The following is a 17,093-nucleotide window of genomic DNA, read 5'->3' as shown; positions in this document are numbered from 1 at the left end:
TTACGGAATATATAAAACCTGACCAATCTTAAGAATATCAGATTTTAATGAATTGATTCGCTTTATTTCGCTGACAGTTGTCTTGTTTCTCTTTGCAATAAGAGAAAGACTGTCGCCTTTCTTAACTGTTACGCTCTTATAACCTGATAACTTCTGATTTCTTGTATATGACTCAACTCTTGATTTGATCTTCTGAGCAGGATACTTTTCGTAGTAGGACTTAATACCAAGATATATACGGTAAGCTATCTGCTTTTGATAATTAGGCTGATTGAGCTGAATTTCTTCATATCTGTTTGATAAATATCCTGTTTCAATCAGCAATGAAGGAATATCAGGAGCTTTTAAAACTGCAAGTGATGCCTTTATAGGACTTGTTTTTCTGACATGAGTGAATTTTGCTAAAGAAGAGAGAATTTCCTTTGCAAGTAAGTTACCCTCTGATCTTGAATTTGTTGATGACATATCAAGAATTGCAGTTGCAAGATATGGATTGCCTACGCTCTGATCCATAACCTCACCTGCACCACCAATTAGTTTTTTAGAATCTTTCTTGTTCTTAAGTAACTTTCCATTCTCTCTTTGAGCTCTGTTTTCTGACAGTACAAGTACGCTTGCACCTCTTGCTGTAGAGCTGCCTGATTCTACAGAATCTGCGTGAATAGAAATAAGAAGATCAGCTTTTCTCTTTCTTGCAATATCAGAACGCTTATCAAGATCGATAAAGATATCCCTACTTCTTACAAGATTACCTCTAAACTTAGGATTTGAATTGATGTAATTAACTAAAGCCTTACTGATAGCAAGTGTTACATTCTTTTCCTTAACTCCTCTTTTTCCTATTGCACCTGGATCTTTTCCACCATGTCCTGCATCAACAGAAATAACAAAAGGTCTTGATATAGGAGTTGCTTTCACTGGAACAGGAGGTGCTATAGTTTCTTTAACCTCTTCTTCCACATCTGCATTCTTTTTAGAATCATCAACTTTTGCTACTGTTTCTTTCTTGCTTTTATTTTTCTGATTTGCAGCAAGCTCATAATCATTTCTTAATGCGTTAATTTTCTGATTATAGATAACAGCATTTTTTGCATTCATTGAACGAATGCCGTCTTTACTTACTGTTGAATACTCAATAAACAGTTTTCTTTCGTATTCTTTTAGAGGAATTGCTGTATCAATTTTATCGTTTTGACTGCTATTTACCTTTTTTATATCGTTACTGTTCTGATTTTTATTACTCTTTGCAACTGCAGCAGAAGCTTTTTCATTGTGTATATAATCTAGAACAAGTCTGTAAGCTGTGCCTTTTGCAGGAGCTAGAGTAAAAGGTCTTGCAACTTTACAGTCCTTAATTGTAAAAATATAGCGAACATCACTATTGTTATTCTTTTTTGCCAGACTCTTTACACAAGATACAGGTGATATATCTACTTTGGATGGAGCTGAGGAGCTATTATCAACATTTCTTATTCTGATGATAAAAACATCTCCACTCTTAGATAAGCTGTATGAGTAGTTAGGATTATCTTTCAAATCTATAACCACTCTGCTTTTCTGAGTATTGTGATATGCTCTTAGTGATTTAATCTGTTGTGCATTCGATGAAAAAGCAAACAGACAACTTGTTATTACAAAAAATACTGAAAATAACTTTATTAACTTAAACACGTTTGATGAACTTTTCTGATAAATTATTTAGTTGTTCTTCCTTTAATAGTTCTGATTTTATCACAACCTCTCTGTGCTTATCCTTATATGATAGATTTACTGTTACATCAGGCTCTGGTAACAACCCCTGTGCTTTATTAGGCCATTCAATCAGGCAGATACCAGTTTTTGAAAAATAGTCTCTTATGCCCATGTACTCTAATTCTTCAGGATCAAGTAGTCGATATAAATCAAAATGATAGATAGCAAAATCAGGAAACTCATATGGCTCTACAAGAGTATAGGTAGGAGATCTGACCACTCCATCATAAGAGCACTCAGTAATAAAACCTCTTGAGAAGGTTGTTTTACCAGCTCCAAGATCACCTTCAAGATTTACACTTATGCACTTATTCAACTGTTTTGCCAATGGAACAAGGATTTTTGACATCTGTTTTCCAAATTCAACAGTATCGGCTTCACCTGCTAACAAAAAATTACAACTTGCCATTTATCAATCCCTGAATATTAGATAATAAATCCATTGGTAGAGTGCCAATAATACCATGTTCCCTTGCATACACGGTTGCAGCTTTTCCATGAATGCATGCAGCTGTAACACTTGCATCCTTTAGTGATAAGCCCTGACCTAACAGTGAAACTATTATACCCGTTAATAGATCACCTGAGCCTCCTGTTGCTAGAGCAGGAGAACCTTCTCTGATTATACTAAAACTCTGACCGTCACATATAATAGTTCCTGCTCCCTTTAAAAGAACCACACCACCATATTTCTGCCAGAGTTTATATGCTCCTGCTAGTCTATCCTGACTTAAGTCATCTATTGAACAGCCTAAAAGTCTTGCCGCTTCGCCTAAATGAGGAGTTATTACCCTGTTTTCGTTATAGTAATTCTGTTCAAATGTAGAAAGAACATTCAATGCATCAGCATCATAGATAACAGGTGTATCTTCTAGATTGGATATATAATCTAGAATTTTATAAGTTCTCTCATTTACACCAAGTCCTGGACCTACAGCTATTACATCAGCCCATTTTATAGCCCTAACAAGCTCTTCTTCATTGTTCAGATCTACACTCATTAGTTCTGGTCTATTTGCAAGCATTGGAGAGATATTTGTATCATCCAAAGCTACCTTTGCAAGACCAGCACCAGCTCTTAATGCTGCACTTGCGCAGATAATAGCAGCACCGCCCATGCCTTTAGCTCCTGCTATTATCAGAACCTTTCCAGAATCACCTTTGTTAAATGATTTATATCTTACAGGAAGATTACATTTAACCCCCTCATAGCTTATATTCTGTATAGGTAAAGAATATTTTGTTAAGTCCTTATCTATTACAGATGCATAGTCCTGAGTATTTACACCTAAAGATGAGAAAAGTATTTTACCTGTATAATCAACAGCATCTCCTGTTAACAGACCTGGCTTTAAAGCAAGCATACAAACTGTTATGTCTGCTCTGATACATGCTCCTGGAACATATCCTGTATCAGCTACCACACCAGATGGAATATCCACTGAAAATACATATGAATGCAACTGATTGATGTACATTATCCATTTTGCATATACACCTGCAGGAGCGCTTTCTATTCCTGTGCCTAAGAGTGCGTCAACAATAACAGAAGGAGCTGTGTATTCAACTATTCCATCATTTGGCAATAGACCTTTGTTCGGAAGATCGTACTCAATATGTCCACCGGCTTTTATATAGTTTTCAAACGCAATTTCAGCCTCTGTCTGTGGATGAGGATTATCAATGGCAAATACTCTATGGGAAACTCCACTCTCCAAAAGCATTTTTGCCAATACATAACCATCACCGCCATTATTTCCTTTTCCGCAGAAGATCCATACGTCTTTTGCACTTGGAGCATATTCTGCTATTGCTTCATAAACTGATTTACCTGCTTTTAACATTAAATCATAGCAATCAGAGTTGTGCTCTGAAGCGTAGGCCTTTTCAATTAGTTTTACTTCATCTGCAGGATATACATCTATTGGAAAAGCCATCTTTATACTCCTTGTGCACGTTGTACTAGAGATATGTCATTAAGTTCTATTCCATTTGATGCTAACAGAACCAGATCTTCTGCTAGATTCTCTTGATCCACACTTTCGCATGGTATTTCATCTTCATCCATTTTCACAAAACCTAAAGGATCTGGTTTTATGTTCTTTGCTATTTCTGTAAATTTATAAGAATCGATTACTTTAACTTTTATGCCCATGTATTTCATTGAAAATCTTTCAGTATCATCAGTCAGCAGAGGCTCTGAATGATCATCATCAAAAAGTCTAGGAACATTTACAAATCTTCTTCTAATCTCAATTTCACCGCTTATAAGAATATTTTCAAAAAGAATATCAGTAAGCTGAACAGTCTTAATTAAAAATTCAGTCTGAGTTAAAAGATAACCATAGTCAGAATATGATATGCAGAATATTTTGGACATTGAATTACCAATATGTGATTTACCTACTGTAATTTTAAGAAAATATCTATTCAAATCAAGAAGATTGAGTCAATCTGAAGCTATATAGAAATTATTAATTATTTATTTTGTGTGCATGTTAGTATTTTTACGAATTTTATTGTTTTGCGGTAGATAATAAATGAAAGTTTTGCATATACTTAAAGAACAAACTTTAATATAAGGAATTGTCTATGGATATATTAGGCGTTGATATTGGTGGAAGTGGTATCAAAGGTGCTATTGTAGATACCATCACAGGTGAACTTAAATCTGAAAGAATTCGTATTCAGACACCTCAACCGGCTACACCAGAAGCTGTTGCAAAAACACTCAAAGAATTAGTTGATCAGATTGGTTACAAAGGTCCAGTTGGTTGTGGTTTTCCTGCAAGAATTATTAATGGTGAAGTTCTTACTGCAGCAAATATAGATTCAAGCTGGATCAATATTAAGGTAGAAGAGTTATTCTCAAAAACTTTGAACACTGACGTATTTGTTGCTAATGATGCTGATGTTGCAGGCTTAGCAGAATTATCTTTTGGTGCAGTAAAAGACTATAAAGGTCCAGTCCTTTTCTTAACAATCGGTACTGGTATTGGTTCAGCTTTATTCATAAATGGACAAATGTATCCTAACACGGAATTTGGTCATTTAAAGTTTAAAGGTGATATCGCAGAACACTATTGCGCTGACTCTGTAAGAGAAAAGGAAGATCTAAGCTTCAAAGAATGGGGCGAGAGATTAAACAAATTCCTCGAGTACATTTCATTTTTAACACAGCCTGACTTCATTGTTTTAGGTGGCGGTGTTTCTAAGAAATTTGATAAATATGAATCAAAACTTACTCTTAAGACAAAGGTTGTTCCTGCAAAGACATTAAATCTTGCTGGTATTATTGGTGCAGCTTGTTACGCAAAAACAAAACTTGAAAAATAGAATCGGTTGGAAACAAATAAGAAAAAGGGCTGAAAATTCAGCCCTTATTTTTGTTAATTAGAATGACTCTAACTCTGCAGGAGGCCAGTTCTCAAGGCGCATACCTAAAGTTAAGCCACGCTCAGCAAGAACGTCTTTAATTTCAGTTAATGACTTCTTACCAAGATTTGGTGTCTTTAATAATTCAACTTCAGTCTTCTGAACAAGATCACCAATATACTTAATGCCCTCAGTTTTCAAGCAGTTAGCTGAACGAACAGTTAACTCTAAGTCCTCAACCGGGCTGATTAATTTAGGATCGATTGATGGCTTGAATGTAGCATCCTCAGTAGGAGCAACTGAATTTCTGATGTCAACAAATGAACCTAACTGATCAGCAAAGATTGTTGCGCCAATGCTTACTGCTGTCTCTGGGTCAATAGTACCATTTGTTTCAATATTTAAAATTAAGCGTTCCTGCTTGTCTGCAACTTTGCATGTAGCATTTGAGTTATCTGCGTCGGTGTCAGACTTCTCAGTAAAAATAGCTACATTTAAAACTGGGCAATATGATGCATCAATTAAAAGACGTCCGATAAACTTGTCTGATGAAGAATCTGCATCTGGACGATACACTGAAGGAACATATCCTCTACCACGAGATACATGTAAAGACATGTTTAGCTCTTTGTTCTCATCGGTTAAATGGCAAATAATCTGATCAGGATTTCTGATTTCAAATCCATGAGGGCAGACAATGTCACCTGCAGTAACTGGACCTACACCCTTCTTATTGATGTGTAGAACAGGATCTTCAATTGAAGAACCTACTGAAGCAACTGCAACTTCCTTCAGGTTTAATAAGATGAGGAGAACATCCTCTTGAATACCTTCTACTGCACTGTATTCATGCACTACACCATCAATTTCAACAGCGGTGATGGCATATCCAGGAATAGAGGACAGCATAATACGACGAAGAGCTGTACCAACTATCTGAGCATAATTAGGCTCAAATGGTCCAAGAACTACTCGGCTTACATTTTTCTCAAGCTCAGTAATTTCAATAATGTTTGGCTTGATAGAATCGATGATCTGATCCAAGGTTTCACCCTCGTTTTGTACAGTAAATAGCAAAAAAAAATTCGGTAATGGGCGCTTACACGCCCATTTGATTCGTATTATTCAGCTTTTGAATCTGAAGACTCAGTAGCTTCTGGACGGTCAGTTAACATGATGTAAGCAACAGGTGCCTTATCAGTTGAACGTAAACCAGCCTTTAAAATACGAGTGTAACCACCCTTACGGTCAGCAGATAACTTGCCGATAACGTTGAATAACTTAGCAACAACAGCCTCGTCGTTTAAACGAGAATATGCTAAGCGACGGTTAGCAACAGTATCTACCTTAGCTAAGGTGATTAAAGGCTCAACAAAGCGACGAAGTTCCTTAGCCTTTGGCAAAGTAGTCTTGATAACTTCGAAGGTGATTAAAGCCTTTGCTAAATTGCGGTATAAAGCAGCACGATGTGCAGCTGTACGACCTAAATGACGGCCACTTGTACGATGACGCATTTTTAATTCCTTCTAAAACAGTTAGTTATTTGGTACCTTTGATACTTGCAGGTGGCCAATTAGCCACACGCATACCTAAAGACAATCCCTTCTGAGCAAGAACGTCCTTTATTTCATTTAAAGACTTCTTACCTAAATTAGGTGTCTTTAGAAGCTCTACTTCAGTTCTCTGTACCAAATCGCCGATGTAAATGATTGACTCCGCCTTTAAGCAGTTTGCAGAACGCACAGTTAACTCTAAATCGTCAACCAACTGCATTAAAACAGGATCTGGCATAGGAGGAGCTACAGGAGCGCTTACATGCTCGCTAATCTCATCCTTATCAACAATATTAACAATACTGTCGCAGATTAAATTTGATGCATTCATTAAAGCAACTTCAGGAGCAATAGTTCCATCAGTTTCTAAATCAATAACTAATCTGTCTAAATCAGTACGCTGCTCAACACGTGCAGATTCAACCTCATACACATATCTGCGTACTGGACAGTAGTTTGCATCAATTAAAATGACATCTTCAGACTCTGCAGGAACATGCAGATCAGTAGTTGCCATAACATAGCCCTGTCCAGAAGTAATACGGAGTTTCATAGACAACGAAGCCTTCGCGCCCTTGAGGGTGCATATACGGGCTTCAGGGTCAACAAAAGAAATATTCTCAGGACAAACGATGTCAGAAGCGTGAACTTCACCTTCTCCACGTCTATCAATTGTCAACCAAACAGGCTCAGTTAAAGGCTCCTTAGTTGAAACTGCTAGTGATTTTAAATTCATAACCACGTCAAACAGTGACTCAACAAGATCATCCTTTGAGCTGTTAACATCCTTTACGCCCGCAATCTGGAATGCATCAACTGCAGAACCAGAAAGGGTCTTTAGTAAAATTCCGCTTAAGGCGACACCGAGAGTATAGCCGAAACCACGCTCTAAAGGCTCAAGCACTAAATGTGCATGATTAGCACTGATTTCAGTATAGTCAACTGGCTTTGGCTTTAGCAGTTCAACAACAGACACTAGAGATACCCCACAATATAAAAGCGGTGCTGGCAATGTTGCCGTTATTACTTAGAATACAATTCGACGATGAGCTGTTCCTTAATATCTGCAGGAAGCTCAGAACGTTCTGGATTGTTCTTATAAGTACCCTTCATATGATCGTGATCAACTTCGATCCAGGTTGGCTTAGTACCGCGCTTACCTGATAAATCGATAGCTGCCTTGATACGTAGCTGCTTCTTAGCTTTTTCACGAACAGCAATCACATCTGAAGGCTGAACCTGATAAGAAGGAATATTAACAACGCGATCGTTAACAGTGATAGCCTTGTGGCTAACAAGCTGACGAGCTTCCATACGAGTTGAACCAAAACCCATACGGTAAACAACGTTGTCAAGACGAGCCTCAAGAAGCTGTAACAGGTTTTCACCGGTGTTACCATTCATTCTTGATGCTTTCTTATAGTAGTTACTGAACTGACGCTCTAGAACGCCGTAAATACGACGAACCTTCTGCTTCTCACGTAACTGCATGCCGTAATCTGAAAGGCGTGGCTGGTTTGCACCATGCTGACCAGGTGCAGTATTTAATTTGCACTTGGTGTCAATTGCACGAACGCCAGACTTTAAGAATAAGTCAACACCCTCACGGCGGCTTAATTTCAGGGCTGGACCTGTATATTTTGCCATTTATCTTTCTCCAGAAATTGAACTTAGGTTATACGCGACGCTTCTTAGGAGGGCGACAACCATTATGAGGGATTGGGGTAACATCAGTGATGTTAGTGATCTTGTAACCCTGAGCATTTAATGCACGAATTGAAGACTCACGACCAGGACCTGGACCCTTAACTAAAACCTCTAAGTTCTTAACACCAAATTCCTTAGCAGCTTCACCAGCACGCTCTGCAGCAACCTGAGCTGCATAAGGTGTTGACTTACGTGAACCACGGAAACCTGAACCACCAGCGGTTGCCCATGAAAGAACATTACCCTGACGATCAGAAATAGTTACAATGGTGTTGTTGAAAGATGCATGGATATGAGCTACACCATCAGCAACCTGCTTCTTTGAACGCTTACCGCGTGAAGCCTTAGCTGACTGCTCTTTCTTGATTTCTTCTGCCATCTAAGCTCTCCTACTACTTCTTGATGCTCTTACGTGGACCCTTACGAGTACGTGCATTAGTCTTTGTACGCTGACCGCGAACAGGTAAACCTCTGCGGTGACGTAAACCACGATAAGTACCAAGGTCAATAAGACGCTTGATGTTCATTGAAATTTCACGACGAAGATCACCTTCAACGGTGAACTTTGCAACTTCGGCACGAATCTTGTCGATAATAGACTCATCTAAGTCCTTTAATCTAGCAGACTCTTCTACACCAGCGTTTGCGAGGATCTCACTTGCGCGGGTTGGGCCGATGCCATAGATTGACTGTAATGCAATCACGGCGATCTTTTGATCAGGCACATTAATGCCAGCAATACGGGCCACTATTGATCTCCTAAAAAATAAATAGGTCGGTTTAAACAACGGCTGTCGCAAAGCCCGTTAGGATACGCGACAACCACTCATAGTGCACTTTGGCATGTCTAAAAAGCACCAAGAGAACACTCTTAGTGCTTTTAAGCTGTATGATTATACAGAATTCGAGATAAAAGTGCAAATATTTTTGCACTTTTATGAAAGCATATTAGCCCTGACGCTGCTTATGCTTAGGATTTTCACAGATGATGCGAACTACGCCGTGGCGACGAACAACTTTGCAGTTGCGGCACATTTTCTTAACTGAAGCACCAACTTTCATCTTTTTTCTCCAATTACTTAAAAATTAGCGACCATAATTTCTTAAGTTAGCTTTTCTCATGATATCGCCATATTGCTGATTCATCATATGACTCTGAAGCTGAGCAACAAAGTCCATGCATACTACAACAATAATCAGTAATGAAGTACCACCGAAATAGAACTGAACATTGAACCAGTTCATAAGTAACTGAGGTACTAAACATACTAATACCATGTATAAAGAACCACTCAAGGTTAAGCGAGTCATAACTTTATCGATGAATCTTGCTGTCTGCTCACCAGGACGAATACCTGGAATAAATGCATTACCTTTCTTAAGGTTTTCTGCTATTTCACGTGGATTGAATACCAGCGCTGTATAGAAGAATGTGAAGAAGATAATAGCAGCAGCGTACAGCAGTTCATATAAAGGCTGACCTGGCTGTAAGAATAAACTAATGCTACCCAAAACATTGGAAACAGCATTATCTCCTTGGCCGAACCAAGATACAACGGTACCAGGGAACAGAATAATTGACGAAGCAAAAATTGCTGGAATAACACCTGATAAGTTGATCTTTAATGGTAAATTAGAGCGAGGCTGAGAGTAAATTCGATTACCCATCTGGCGTTTAGCGTATTCGATAACGATCTTACGCTGACCGCGCTCAACGAAAACCACAAATAGTGTCACTAAGACAACAACTACACCGATAATTAGTAATGCGATAGTTGATAAATCACCCTGACGTGACTGCTCAAAGGTTCTTGCTAATGCTGAAGGTAATCCAGCAACAATACCAGCGAAAATGATAAGAGAAATACCATTTCCGATGCCACGCTCAGTAATCTGCTCACCTAACCACATCAGTAACATAGTACCAGTTACTAAAGAAACAGTAGTTACAAAATAAAAACCGAATCCTGGGTTATCAACTAAACCAGGCATCATGTTTGGTATACCTGTTGCCATACCAAAAGCTTGGAAAGCAGCAAGGAATACAGTTGCAACGCGGGTATACTGAGTAATCTTACGACGACCAGATTCCCCCTCTTTCTTTAGTTCAGCTAAATTCTTGTTAAGAACTGCTAATAACTGAATAATAATAGATGCAGAAATATAAGGCATGATACCTAATGCTAAAACTGATGCACGCTCAAGAGCACCACCAGAAAACATGTTGAACATGCCAATAATGGTTCCGCTTTGCGAATCAAAAATACGCTCTAAGACGTCTGCATTCACACCTGGAACAGGAATATAAGAGCCCAGTCTGAATATAATTAGCGCAAAAACAACAAATAAGAGACGCTGACGTAATTCGCCTGTTCCCTTTTGATGTTGAGCCGCCATTTCACGACTTCTCTCGAAAAGCGATTTTTTTGCCATGCAAAACCTCAATTAGGGGGAATTGCTTCCCCCATTAAATTATTTACCAGCAGCAGCTTTCTTAGCAGCTTTCTGCTCTGCAGTCTTCTTAGCAGGTCTTAGCTTTGGAGCAGCATTTAAAGCATCGATACGAGCCTGCTGTTTAGCAGCTGACTTCTTGTTTGATGCTTCTAAACGCTCAGCTGCATCAGTAATATACTTAGCAACTTCTACTGAGCCACCTGCAGCTTCGATAGCAGCCTTAGCACCCTTAGTAACACCAAGACCCTTTACAGTGATCTTCTTGTTGAAGTTAGGTACGCGAGATAAAACAATCTTAACGTATTTGATCTTCTTGGTGATTAAACGGTTTGCTACTAAAGCAGCCATATCAACTACATCACCTTCGATACGATTTAAATCGTTTAAGGTAACTTCTGCAGTTACGTCAGACTTTGGAGACCAGAAACCAAACTTTGGTAAACGGATCTTTAATGGCATCTGACCGCCTTCGAAACCTGGACGCTTGTGAGCACTCTTACGAGCACCTGCACCTTTAACACCACGACCACAGGTCTTGCCTAAGCCAGAACCAATACCACGACCAACGCGTACTGACTTCTTGTTATTTGAGCCTTCAAAGGTATTTAGACGCATGTTTTACTCCTCTACCTTTAGTAAGTAGCTAACCTTATTGATCATACCACGAACTGAAGGAGTATCCTCTAGCTCTACAGTGTGACCAATGCGACGTAAACCTAAACCCTTAACAGTGTCTTTGTGCTTAGGTAAACGACCAATAGTGCTCTTAATTAGAGTAACTTTAACGGTTTTCTTATCTGCCATTTTTTACTCCATTATTTCCTTCACTGAAAGGCCACGCTTAGCAGCTACTGCTTCAGGAGTACGCATTGAAGCTAATGCAGCAACAGTAGCACGAACTACGTTGATTGGGTTTGTTGAACCATATGCCTTAGCTAAAACATTGCGAACGCCAGCAACCTCTAATACAGCACGCATAGCACCACCAGCAATAATACCGGTACCTTCTGATGCAGGCTGCATATAAACCATAGAACCTGAGTGCTCACCCTTTACAGAGTGGAATAAGGTACCATTGTTTAAGTGAATGTTGTTGTTAATGTTACGACGAGCCTGTTCAATTGCCTTCTGAATAGCAGCAGGAACTTCACCAGCCTTACCATAACCAAAACCTACACGGCCGTTACCATCACCAACTACTGTTAAAGCGGTGAAAGAGAAAATACGACCACCCTTTACTACTTTAGCTACACGATTTACAGCTACTAGCTTCTCTTGTAATTCGCCTGCTTGAGTTTCGTCTTTGTGTTGCATTTCACACTCCTAGAACTTAAGGCCGGCTTCACGAGCTGCGTCAGCTAATGCTGCAACACGACCGTGATACTGATAGCCTGATCTGTCGAAAGCTACAGTTGTAACTGAAGCTGCAAGTGCACGCTCGGCAACAGCCTTACCAACAACCTTGGCAGCTTCTACGTTACCGGTGTACTTTAGACCCTTAACAAGGTCCTTATCTAAAGTGCTAGCTGAAGCTAAAACACGGTTATCATTGCTGATAATCTGAGCATAGATGTGACGTGGAGTACGTGTAACAACTAAACGGGTTACGCCTAACTCAGCCATCTTTGCGCGAGATTTAGTAGCGCGGCGAATGCGTGCTTCTTTCTTTTCAAACATGTTATGCCACCCTATTATTTCTTCTTAGCTTCTTTGATGTGAATGATTTCATCAGCATAGCGAACACCTTTGCCCTTGTATGGCTCTGGAGCACGGAATGCGCGAACCTTAGCTGCAACCTGACCTAATAAAGCCTTATCGAAGCTCTTTAGAACGATATCAGTCTGAGATGGACACTCAGCGGTGATACCTTCAGGTAACTCATAGTCGATTGGGTGAGAGTAACCTAAAATTAGGTTTAAAACCTTACCCTTAACTGCAGCACGATAACCAACACCAACTAACTTTAATGCCTTCTCGAAGCCCTTGTCTAAACCGATAACCATGTTATTCAGTAAAGCACGAACTGTACCAGACTGCATGTTAGCGTCAGCAGAATCATCAGCTGGAGCTACTTTAATTACGTTATTCTCGAAAGAAACTGTAACTAAAGGATGAACATTTAACTGTAAATTGCCTTTTTTTGACTTTACAGTTACTAACTGACCGTCGAGAGAAACTTCGACGCCCTGAGGAACTACAACAGGTTCCTTAGCAATACGTGACATGTTGCCTCCCTATTATGCGACGTAACAAATAACTTCGCCGCCTAAGCCGTCCTTACGGGCAGCGCGATCGGTCATTAAGCCTTTAGAAGTTGAAATAACAGCAATACCTAAACCGTTCATGATACGTGGTAACTCGCTGCTCTTCTTGTAGATACGTAGGCCAGGACGAGATACTCTCTTGATTAACTCGATAACTGGTGCGCCTTCGTAGTACTTAAGGCCAATTTCTAATACTTTCTTAACGTCGCCGTTTTCTGCAACTGAAGAGATATAACCCTCTTTTAGTAACAGATTAGCAATAGCAACCTTCAGCTTTGAAGATGGCATTGAAACGGTAACTTTGCCAGATGCCTGGCCGTTGCGAATGCGGGTTAATAAATCCGCAATAGGATCTTGCATCATTTGTATCTCTCCTCTTACCAGCTAGCCTTGTGTAGACCAGGGATCTCGCCACGCATCATGTGCTCACGTAACTTAATACGGCATAAACCGAACTTACGTAAATAGCCATGTGGACGACCAGTCTCAGAACAGCGGTTACGCTGACGTGAAGGGCTTGAATCGCGTGGTAGTGCTGCTAATGCCTGCACTGCAGCGAAGCGCTCTTCATCTGAAGATGATACGCTTGAAATAACTTTTTTGAGATCCTGACGCTTTGCAAAATACTTATCTGCAAGACGCTGTCTCTTAAGATCTCTATTAATCATTGAAGTCTTAGCCATTTGTTCGTCCTCGATTACTTGCTTGCGTGAGTACGGAATGGGAAGTTGAATGACTCAAGAAGAGCTTTACCTTCTTCATCAGTCCTTGCAGTAGTGGTGATAGTAATATCTAAACCACGAACTGTATCAACCTTATCAAAATCGATCTCAGGGAAGATGATCTGCTCGCGTACACCCATTGAGTAATTTCCTCTACCATCAAATGACTTTGATGATAAACCACGGAAATCACGGATACGTGGAATTGCAATCACAATTAAACGCTCGAGGAACTCCCACATACGCTCACCGCGTAGTGTAACCTTACAGCCGATTGGATAGCCCTCACGAATATGGAAGCCCGCTACGGATTTGCGAACCTTGGTGATTAATGGCTTCTGACCAGCAATAGCTGCCATGTCACGTGCTGCGTTCTCAAGAACTTTCTTATCAGCAACAGCCTCACCAACACCCATATTCAGGGTGATTTTCTCAATCCGAGGGACTTGCATGATTGTTTTGTAACCAAATTTTTCAGTTAAGGCTTTGATTACTTCCTGCTTGTAAAGATCATGCAGTTTCGCCATCGTTATTCTCCTATAAAATTAACGCTTACTTGGCAGTTGAAGGAATGATGTTACCGTTTGACTTAAAGAAACGAACCTTTTTACCGTCTTCGAACTTAAAGCCTACACGATCAGCCTTCTTTGTTTCAGGATTGTAAATTGCAACGTTTGAAACATCTACTGGTGCTACAACGTCAACAATACCGCCCTGAATACCAAGATTTGGGTTAGCCTTCTGGTGTTTCTTCTTGACATTAATGCCTTCAACAAACACCTTATTTTCACGAGGTAATACACGGGTAACCTTACCAGTCTTGCCCTTGTCCTTACCAGTGATAACGATTACTTCATCGTTGGTGCGAATTTTCGCTGCCATGTTTAATACTCCCGCTTAAATTAGAGTACTTCTGGAGCTAAAGATACAATCTTCATAAACTGCTCTGAACGTAGTTCACGAGTAACAGGTCCGAAGATACGAGTACCAATAGGCTCATGCTGTGCAGTTAATAAAACTGCTGCGTTTGAATCAAAGCGAATTACTGAACCGTCCTGTCTGCGAACACCATACTTGGTGCGAACAACAACAGCGTCTAGTACGTCGCCCTTCTTAACTTTGCCGCGTGGGATAGCGTCTTTTACAGACACTTTAATAATGTCGCCGATGCCAGCGTAACGGCGGTGAGAACCACCTAAAACCTTAATACACTGAACTGCACGTGCGCCAGAATTATCAGCAACGTTAAGCATGCTCTGCATCTGGATCATTTCAAATGCTCCGTTTAAAAAACAAAATAACTACCTTTTCTAAAGACATTTTTAGAAAGGCGCTAAACTATACCATAAAAAAAATTAGACCGCAAGCACAAAAATGCCGGTCCAAGGTATAGTCATTCAATTATATACAGATTCTTTCAAAAAACAAATCGTTTCTAGGTTTCTAGCCATTTTTTTATTAGAAAAAATATGGTCATGAGAAATTTTTTCAATTTATTTTTACATTTTCTGCATTATGTAAATAAAAAGACCGCAGTATTACCTGCGGCCTTTGCTTAACTAATCAGAAAGATTAGTCCTGAGACTTCTCGATTACGCTTACTAGCTTCCAAGCGATAGTCTTAGAAACTGGTCTGCACTCGCAAATCTCAACGATATCACCAACGTGAGCTGTGTTCTCAGCGTCTGCTACGTGGAACTTGGTAGTACGGGTAACAATCTTACCATATACAGGATGAGCAACACGGCGCTCAACTGCTACTACACATGCCTTCTGCATCTTATCGCTTACTACACGACCGCGTAGGGTACGAGCTACTTTTGCATTTGATTCTGACATTTAACTCTTCCTCTACTTAGACTCTGAAGCTAACTTCTCAGAGATGATTGTGTTAATACGTGCGATATCGCGACGTACCTTACGAACGTTGTTAGTCTGCTGTAATGCACCAGACTTTAACTGGAAACGTAAGTTGAACTGCTCGCGCTGAAGATTTGACAATTCAGTCTTTAACTCTTCAACTGACTTATTACGTAAATCGTTTGCTTGCATTAGATCACCTGCTTACGAACGAAGGTAGTTGTTACAGATAACTTTGCTGAAGCAAGACGGAAAGCCTCACGAGCAACTTCTTCGGTAATACCACCAATCTCGAAAAGTACACGACCAGGCTGAATTGGAGCAACCCAGTACTCAACTGTACCTTTACCTTTACCCATACGAACACCAAGAGCTTTCTGAGTGATAGGCTTATCTGGGAACACACGGATCCAAACTTTACCTTCACGCTTCATCTCACGAGTGAACGCACGACGTGCAGCTTCGATCTCACGAGCAGTAATCTGACCACGAGATGTAGCTTTTAGACCAAACTCACCGAAAGATACGGTTGAACCAGCAAATGCTAAGCCCTCATTACGACCTTTCTGAGTCTTACGATATTTTGTACGTTTAGGTTGTAACACTTATACTTCCTCCGTTACTCTGCAGCCTTTGGAGCTGGAGCCTCTTCGGTCTTCTTAGCGCCACGACGACCACGACCAGGACGAGCCTGATTATCGTCACGACGACCACGACGGCCTGCAGGAGCAGCTGCATTGTTACGGTCTTCTGTCTCTTCCTGGGTTAGTGGTAAACCACCTAAAACTTCACCCTTGAAGATCCATACCTTAACACCGATAACACCATAGGTTGTTACTGCCTCTGATAAAGCGTAATCAATATCAGCACGTAAAGTGTGTAGAGGTACACGACCTTCACGTAACCACTCTGAACGAGCGATTTCTGCGCCGCCTAAACGGCCTGATACTTCAACCTTGATACCCTTAGCACCAGCACGCATTGCACTCTGGATTGCCTTCTTCATAGCGCGACGGAACATTACACGACGCTCTAACTGTGAAGCAATTGAGTCAGCAACTAGCTTAGCATCTAAGTCTGGCTTACGAATCTCAGAAATATTAACCTGAGCTGGAACACCAGCGATTGCAGAGATCTTCTGACGTAACTTCTCTACATCTTCGCCCTTCTTACCGATAACGATACCAGGACGTGCAGTGCAGATGGTTACGCGAATGCTCTTTGCAGGACGATCGATAACAATCTTAGATACAGATGCATTCTTAAGCTCGTTAGTTAAATACTTACGAACTGCAGAGTCGCTCTTAATGTTAGCTGGGAAATTTGCAGTAGATGCATACCAAACTGATGAATAAGCTTTGGTAATACCAAGTCTGATTCCGTTTGGATTAATTTTCTGGCCCATA

The 17,093-nt window shown here is 40.2% G+C and carries 26 protein-coding genes and 1 pseudogene; 1 reads left to right on the top strand and 26 read right to left on the bottom strand.

Annotated elements, in window-relative coordinates:
- From J5V48_RS03760 to J5V48_RS03745, 4 genes are all read right to left on the bottom strand, one after another.
- A complete protein-coding gene (locus tag J5V48_RS03760) occupies positions 1–1,536 on the bottom strand; it encodes an N-acetylmuramoyl-L-alanine amidase (RefSeq protein ID WP_219937225.1) in 1,536 nt (511 codons plus the stop codon).
- 127 nt (positions 1,537–1,663) lie between these two features.
- Positions 1,664–2,161, bottom strand: coding sequence for a tRNA (adenosine(37)-N6)-threonylcarbamoyltransferase complex ATPase subunit type 1 TsaE (gene tsaE, locus J5V48_RS03755; RefSeq protein ID WP_219937224.1), 498 nt, complete (start codon positions 2,159–2,161; stop codon positions 1,664–1,666).
- Positions 2,148–3,689, bottom strand: a complete 1,542-nt coding sequence (locus tag J5V48_RS03750) for an NAD(P)H-hydrate dehydratase (protein WP_219937223.1) — start codon at positions 3,687–3,689, stop codon at positions 2,148–2,150. Before J5V48_RS03750 ends, tsaE begins: the two co-directional genes overlap by 14 nt.
- Positions 3,690–3,691: 2 nt before the next feature.
- A complete protein-coding gene (locus J5V48_RS03745) occupies positions 3,692–4,132 on the bottom strand; it encodes a hypothetical protein (RefSeq protein WP_219937222.1) in 441 nt (146 codons plus the stop codon).
- A 212-nt stretch (positions 4,133–4,344) separates the two neighbouring features.
- Here J5V48_RS03745 and ppgK point away from each other — a divergent pair, with 212 nt between their 5' ends.
- Positions 4,345–5,088 carry a polyphosphate--glucose phosphotransferase gene (gene ppgK / locus J5V48_RS03740; protein ID WP_219937221.1) on the top strand — a complete coding sequence of 248 codons (744 nt, stop codon included), beginning with the start codon at positions 4,345–4,347 and terminating at the stop codon, positions 5,086–5,088.
- A gap of 57 nt (positions 5,089–5,145) precedes the next feature.
- Here ppgK and J5V48_RS03735 read toward each other — a convergent pair whose 3' ends face one another.
- From J5V48_RS03735 to rpsC, 22 genes and pseudogenes are all read right to left on the bottom strand, one after another.
- Positions 5,146–6,171, bottom strand: coding sequence for a DNA-directed RNA polymerase subunit alpha (locus J5V48_RS03735; protein ID WP_219937220.1), 1,026 nt, complete (start codon positions 6,169–6,171; stop codon positions 5,146–5,148).
- A 77-nt stretch (positions 6,172–6,248) separates the two neighbouring features.
- Entirely contained in the window at positions 6,249–6,641 is a 393-nt protein-coding gene (rplQ, locus tag J5V48_RS03730) for a 50S ribosomal protein L17 (RefSeq protein ID WP_219937219.1), read from the bottom strand.
- 25 nt (positions 6,642–6,666) lie between these two features.
- Entirely contained in the window at positions 6,667–7,656 is a 990-nt protein-coding gene (locus J5V48_RS03725; RefSeq protein ID WP_219937218.1) for a DNA-directed RNA polymerase subunit alpha, read from the bottom strand.
- A gap of 47 nt (positions 7,657–7,703) precedes the next feature.
- A complete protein-coding gene (gene rpsD, locus J5V48_RS03720; protein ID WP_219937217.1) occupies positions 7,704–8,327 on the bottom strand; it encodes a 30S ribosomal protein S4 in 624 nt (207 codons plus the stop codon).
- 28 nt (positions 8,328–8,355) lie between these two features.
- Positions 8,356–8,766 carry a 30S ribosomal protein S11 gene (gene rpsK / locus J5V48_RS03715; RefSeq protein ID WP_219937216.1) on the bottom strand — a complete coding sequence of 137 codons (411 nt, stop codon included), beginning with the start codon at positions 8,764–8,766 and terminating at the stop codon, positions 8,356–8,358.
- A gap of 13 nt (positions 8,767–8,779) precedes the next feature.
- Complete coding sequence (rpsM, locus tag J5V48_RS03710; RefSeq protein WP_219937215.1) at positions 8,780–9,136, bottom strand: 30S ribosomal protein S13; 357 nt, start codon at positions 9,134–9,136, stop codon at positions 8,780–8,782.
- Positions 9,137–9,335: 199 nt separating this feature from the next.
- Positions 9,336–9,449 (bottom strand): 50S ribosomal protein L36, encoded by a 114-nt coding sequence (rpmJ, locus tag J5V48_RS03705; RefSeq protein ID WP_021890128.1) that lies wholly within the window; start codon positions 9,447–9,449, stop codon positions 9,336–9,338.
- Positions 9,450–9,473: 24 nt separating this feature from the next.
- Positions 9,474–10,784 (bottom strand): preprotein translocase subunit SecY, encoded by a 1,311-nt coding sequence (secY, locus tag J5V48_RS03700; RefSeq protein WP_255557706.1) that lies wholly within the window; start codon positions 10,782–10,784, stop codon positions 9,474–9,476.
- A gap of 243 nt (positions 10,785–11,027) precedes the next feature.
- Positions 11,028–11,456 (bottom strand): annotated as a pseudogene (gene rplO, locus J5V48_RS03695) (50S ribosomal protein L15); the annotation flags it as partial.
- A 3-nt stretch (positions 11,457–11,459) separates the two neighbouring features.
- Positions 11,460–11,645: a 50S ribosomal protein L30 gene (rpmD, locus tag J5V48_RS03690; RefSeq protein ID WP_219937212.1), complete on the bottom strand. Its 186-nt coding sequence runs from the start codon at positions 11,643–11,645 to the stop codon at positions 11,460–11,462.
- Positions 11,646–11,648: 3 nt separating this feature from the next.
- Positions 11,649–12,155 carry a 30S ribosomal protein S5 gene (gene rpsE / locus J5V48_RS03685; RefSeq protein ID WP_219937211.1) on the bottom strand — a complete coding sequence of 169 codons (507 nt, stop codon included), beginning with the start codon at positions 12,153–12,155 and terminating at the stop codon, positions 11,649–11,651.
- Positions 12,156–12,164: 9 nt separating this feature from the next.
- Positions 12,165–12,518, bottom strand: a complete 354-nt coding sequence (gene rplR / locus J5V48_RS03680) for a 50S ribosomal protein L18 (protein ID WP_219937210.1) — start codon at positions 12,516–12,518, stop codon at positions 12,165–12,167.
- Between the two features lie 14 nt (positions 12,519–12,532).
- Positions 12,533–13,066 (bottom strand): 50S ribosomal protein L6, encoded by a 534-nt coding sequence (gene rplF / locus J5V48_RS03675; protein WP_219937209.1) that lies wholly within the window; start codon positions 13,064–13,066, stop codon positions 12,533–12,535.
- A 12-nt stretch (positions 13,067–13,078) separates the two neighbouring features.
- Positions 13,079–13,465: a 30S ribosomal protein S8 gene (gene rpsH, locus J5V48_RS03670; protein WP_219937255.1), complete on the bottom strand. Its 387-nt coding sequence runs from the start codon at positions 13,463–13,465 to the stop codon at positions 13,079–13,081.
- 17 nt (positions 13,466–13,482) lie between these two features.
- Positions 13,483–13,788 carry a 30S ribosomal protein S14 gene (rpsN, locus tag J5V48_RS03665; RefSeq protein ID WP_219937208.1) on the bottom strand — a complete coding sequence of 102 codons (306 nt, stop codon included), beginning with the start codon at positions 13,786–13,788 and terminating at the stop codon, positions 13,483–13,485.
- Positions 13,789–13,802: 14 nt separating this feature from the next.
- Positions 13,803–14,354, bottom strand: a complete 552-nt coding sequence (gene rplE / locus J5V48_RS03660) for a 50S ribosomal protein L5 (RefSeq protein WP_219937207.1) — start codon at positions 14,352–14,354, stop codon at positions 13,803–13,805.
- Positions 14,355–14,379: 25 nt separating this feature from the next.
- A complete protein-coding gene (gene rplX / locus J5V48_RS03655) occupies positions 14,380–14,709 on the bottom strand; it encodes a 50S ribosomal protein L24 (protein WP_219937206.1) in 330 nt (109 codons plus the stop codon).
- Between the two features lie 20 nt (positions 14,710–14,729).
- Entirely contained in the window at positions 14,730–15,098 is a 369-nt protein-coding gene (rplN, locus tag J5V48_RS03650; protein WP_219937205.1) for a 50S ribosomal protein L14, read from the bottom strand.
- Positions 15,099–15,399: 301 nt separating this feature from the next.
- Positions 15,400–15,666 (bottom strand): 30S ribosomal protein S17, encoded by a 267-nt coding sequence (gene rpsQ, locus J5V48_RS03645; RefSeq protein WP_219937204.1) that lies wholly within the window; start codon positions 15,664–15,666, stop codon positions 15,400–15,402.
- A gap of 12 nt (positions 15,667–15,678) precedes the next feature.
- The gene (gene rpmC, locus J5V48_RS03640) at positions 15,679–15,879 is read right to left on the bottom strand and encodes a 50S ribosomal protein L29 (protein ID WP_219937203.1); all 201 of its coding nucleotides are present in this window, start codon (positions 15,877–15,879) and stop codon (positions 15,679–15,681) included.
- Positions 15,879–16,292 (bottom strand): 50S ribosomal protein L16, encoded by a 414-nt coding sequence (gene rplP, locus J5V48_RS03635; protein WP_219937202.1) that lies wholly within the window; start codon positions 16,290–16,292, stop codon positions 15,879–15,881. The genes rpmC and rplP overlap by 1 nt, the downstream gene beginning before the upstream one ends.
- Positions 16,293–16,306: 14 nt before the next feature.
- The gene (gene rpsC / locus J5V48_RS03630; protein WP_219937201.1) at positions 16,307–17,092 is read right to left on the bottom strand and encodes a 30S ribosomal protein S3; all 786 of its coding nucleotides are present in this window, start codon (positions 17,090–17,092) and stop codon (positions 16,307–16,309) included.
- Position 17,093: the final 1 nt, after the last annotated feature.

The sequence above is a fragment of the Succinivibrio faecicola genome, from assembly GCF_019448115.1.
Taxonomy (GTDB): domain Bacteria; phylum Pseudomonadota; class Gammaproteobacteria; order Enterobacterales; family Succinivibrionaceae; genus Succinivibrio; species Succinivibrio faecicola.
Note: the sequence above shows the minus strand (reverse complement) of the source record. Positions and strands in the feature narration are given on the sequence as shown.

Coding starts and splice junctions, on each gene's coding strand:
- rpmD (WP_219937212.1), bottom strand. CDS start 11,645: ATGGCAGATAAGAAAACCGTTAAAGTTACTCTAATTAAGAGCACTATT.
- rpsK (WP_219937216.1), bottom strand. CDS start 8,766: ATGGCAGAAGAAATCAAGAAAGAGCAGTCAGCTAAGGCTTCACGCGGT.
- rplN (WP_219937205.1), bottom strand. CDS start 15,098: ATGATCCAGATGCAGAGCATGCTTAACGTTGCTGATAATTCTGGCGCA.
- rplE (WP_219937207.1), bottom strand. CDS start 14,354: ATGGCGAAACTGCATGATCTTTACAAGCAGGAAGTAATCAAAGCCTTA.
- rplQ (WP_219937219.1), bottom strand. CDS start 6,641: ATGCGTCATCGTACAAGTGGCCGTCATTTAGGTCGTACAGCTGCACAT.
- secY (WP_255557706.1), bottom strand. CDS start 10,784: ATGGCGGCTCAACATCAAAAGGGAACAGGCGAATTACGTCAGCGTCTC.
- rpsC (WP_219937201.1), bottom strand. CDS start 17,092: ATGGGCCAGAAAATTAATCCAAACGGAATCAGACTTGGTATTACCAAA.
- rpsE (WP_219937211.1), bottom strand. CDS start 12,155: ATGCAACACAAAGACGAAACTCAAGCAGGCGAATTACAAGAGAAGCTA.
- rpsH (WP_219937255.1), bottom strand. CDS start 13,465: ATGCAAGATCCTATTGCGGATTTATTAACCCGCATTCGCAACGGCCAG.
- rplX (WP_219937206.1), bottom strand. CDS start 14,709: ATGGCAGCGAAAATTCGCACCAACGATGAAGTAATCGTTATCACTGGT.
- rpsD (WP_219937217.1), bottom strand. CDS start 8,327: ATGGCAAAATATACAGGTCCAGCCCTGAAATTAAGCCGCCGTGAGGGT.
- rpsQ (WP_219937204.1), bottom strand. CDS start 15,666: ATGTCAGAATCAAATGCAAAAGTAGCTCGTACCCTACGCGGTCGTGTA.
- J5V48_RS03750 (WP_219937223.1), bottom strand. CDS start 3,689: ATGGCTTTTCCAATAGATGTATATCCTGCAGATGAAGTAAAACTAATT.
- rplF (WP_219937209.1), bottom strand. CDS start 13,066: ATGTCACGTATTGCTAAGGAACCTGTTGTAGTTCCTCAGGGCGTCGAA.
- rpsN (WP_219937208.1), bottom strand. CDS start 13,788: ATGGCTAAGACTTCAATGATTAATAGAGATCTTAAGAGACAGCGTCTT.
- ppgK (WP_219937221.1), top strand. CDS start 4,345: ATGGATATATTAGGCGTTGATATTGGTGGAAGTGGTATCAAAGGTGCT.
- rpmC (WP_219937203.1), bottom strand. CDS start 15,879: ATGCAAGCAAACGATTTACGTAATAAGTCAGTTGAAGAGTTAAAGACT.
- rpmJ (WP_021890128.1), bottom strand. CDS start 9,449: ATGAAAGTTGGTGCTTCAGTTAAGAAAATGTGCCGCAACTGCAAAGTT.
- rplR (WP_219937210.1), bottom strand. CDS start 12,518: ATGTTTGAAAAGAAAGAAGCACGCATTCGCCGCGCTACTAAATCTCGC.
- J5V48_RS03745 (WP_219937222.1), bottom strand. CDS start 4,132: ATGTCCAAAATATTCTGCATATCATATTCTGACTATGGTTATCTTTTA.
- tsaE (WP_219937224.1), bottom strand. CDS start 2,161: ATGGCAAGTTGTAATTTTTTGTTAGCAGGTGAAGCCGATACTGTTGAA.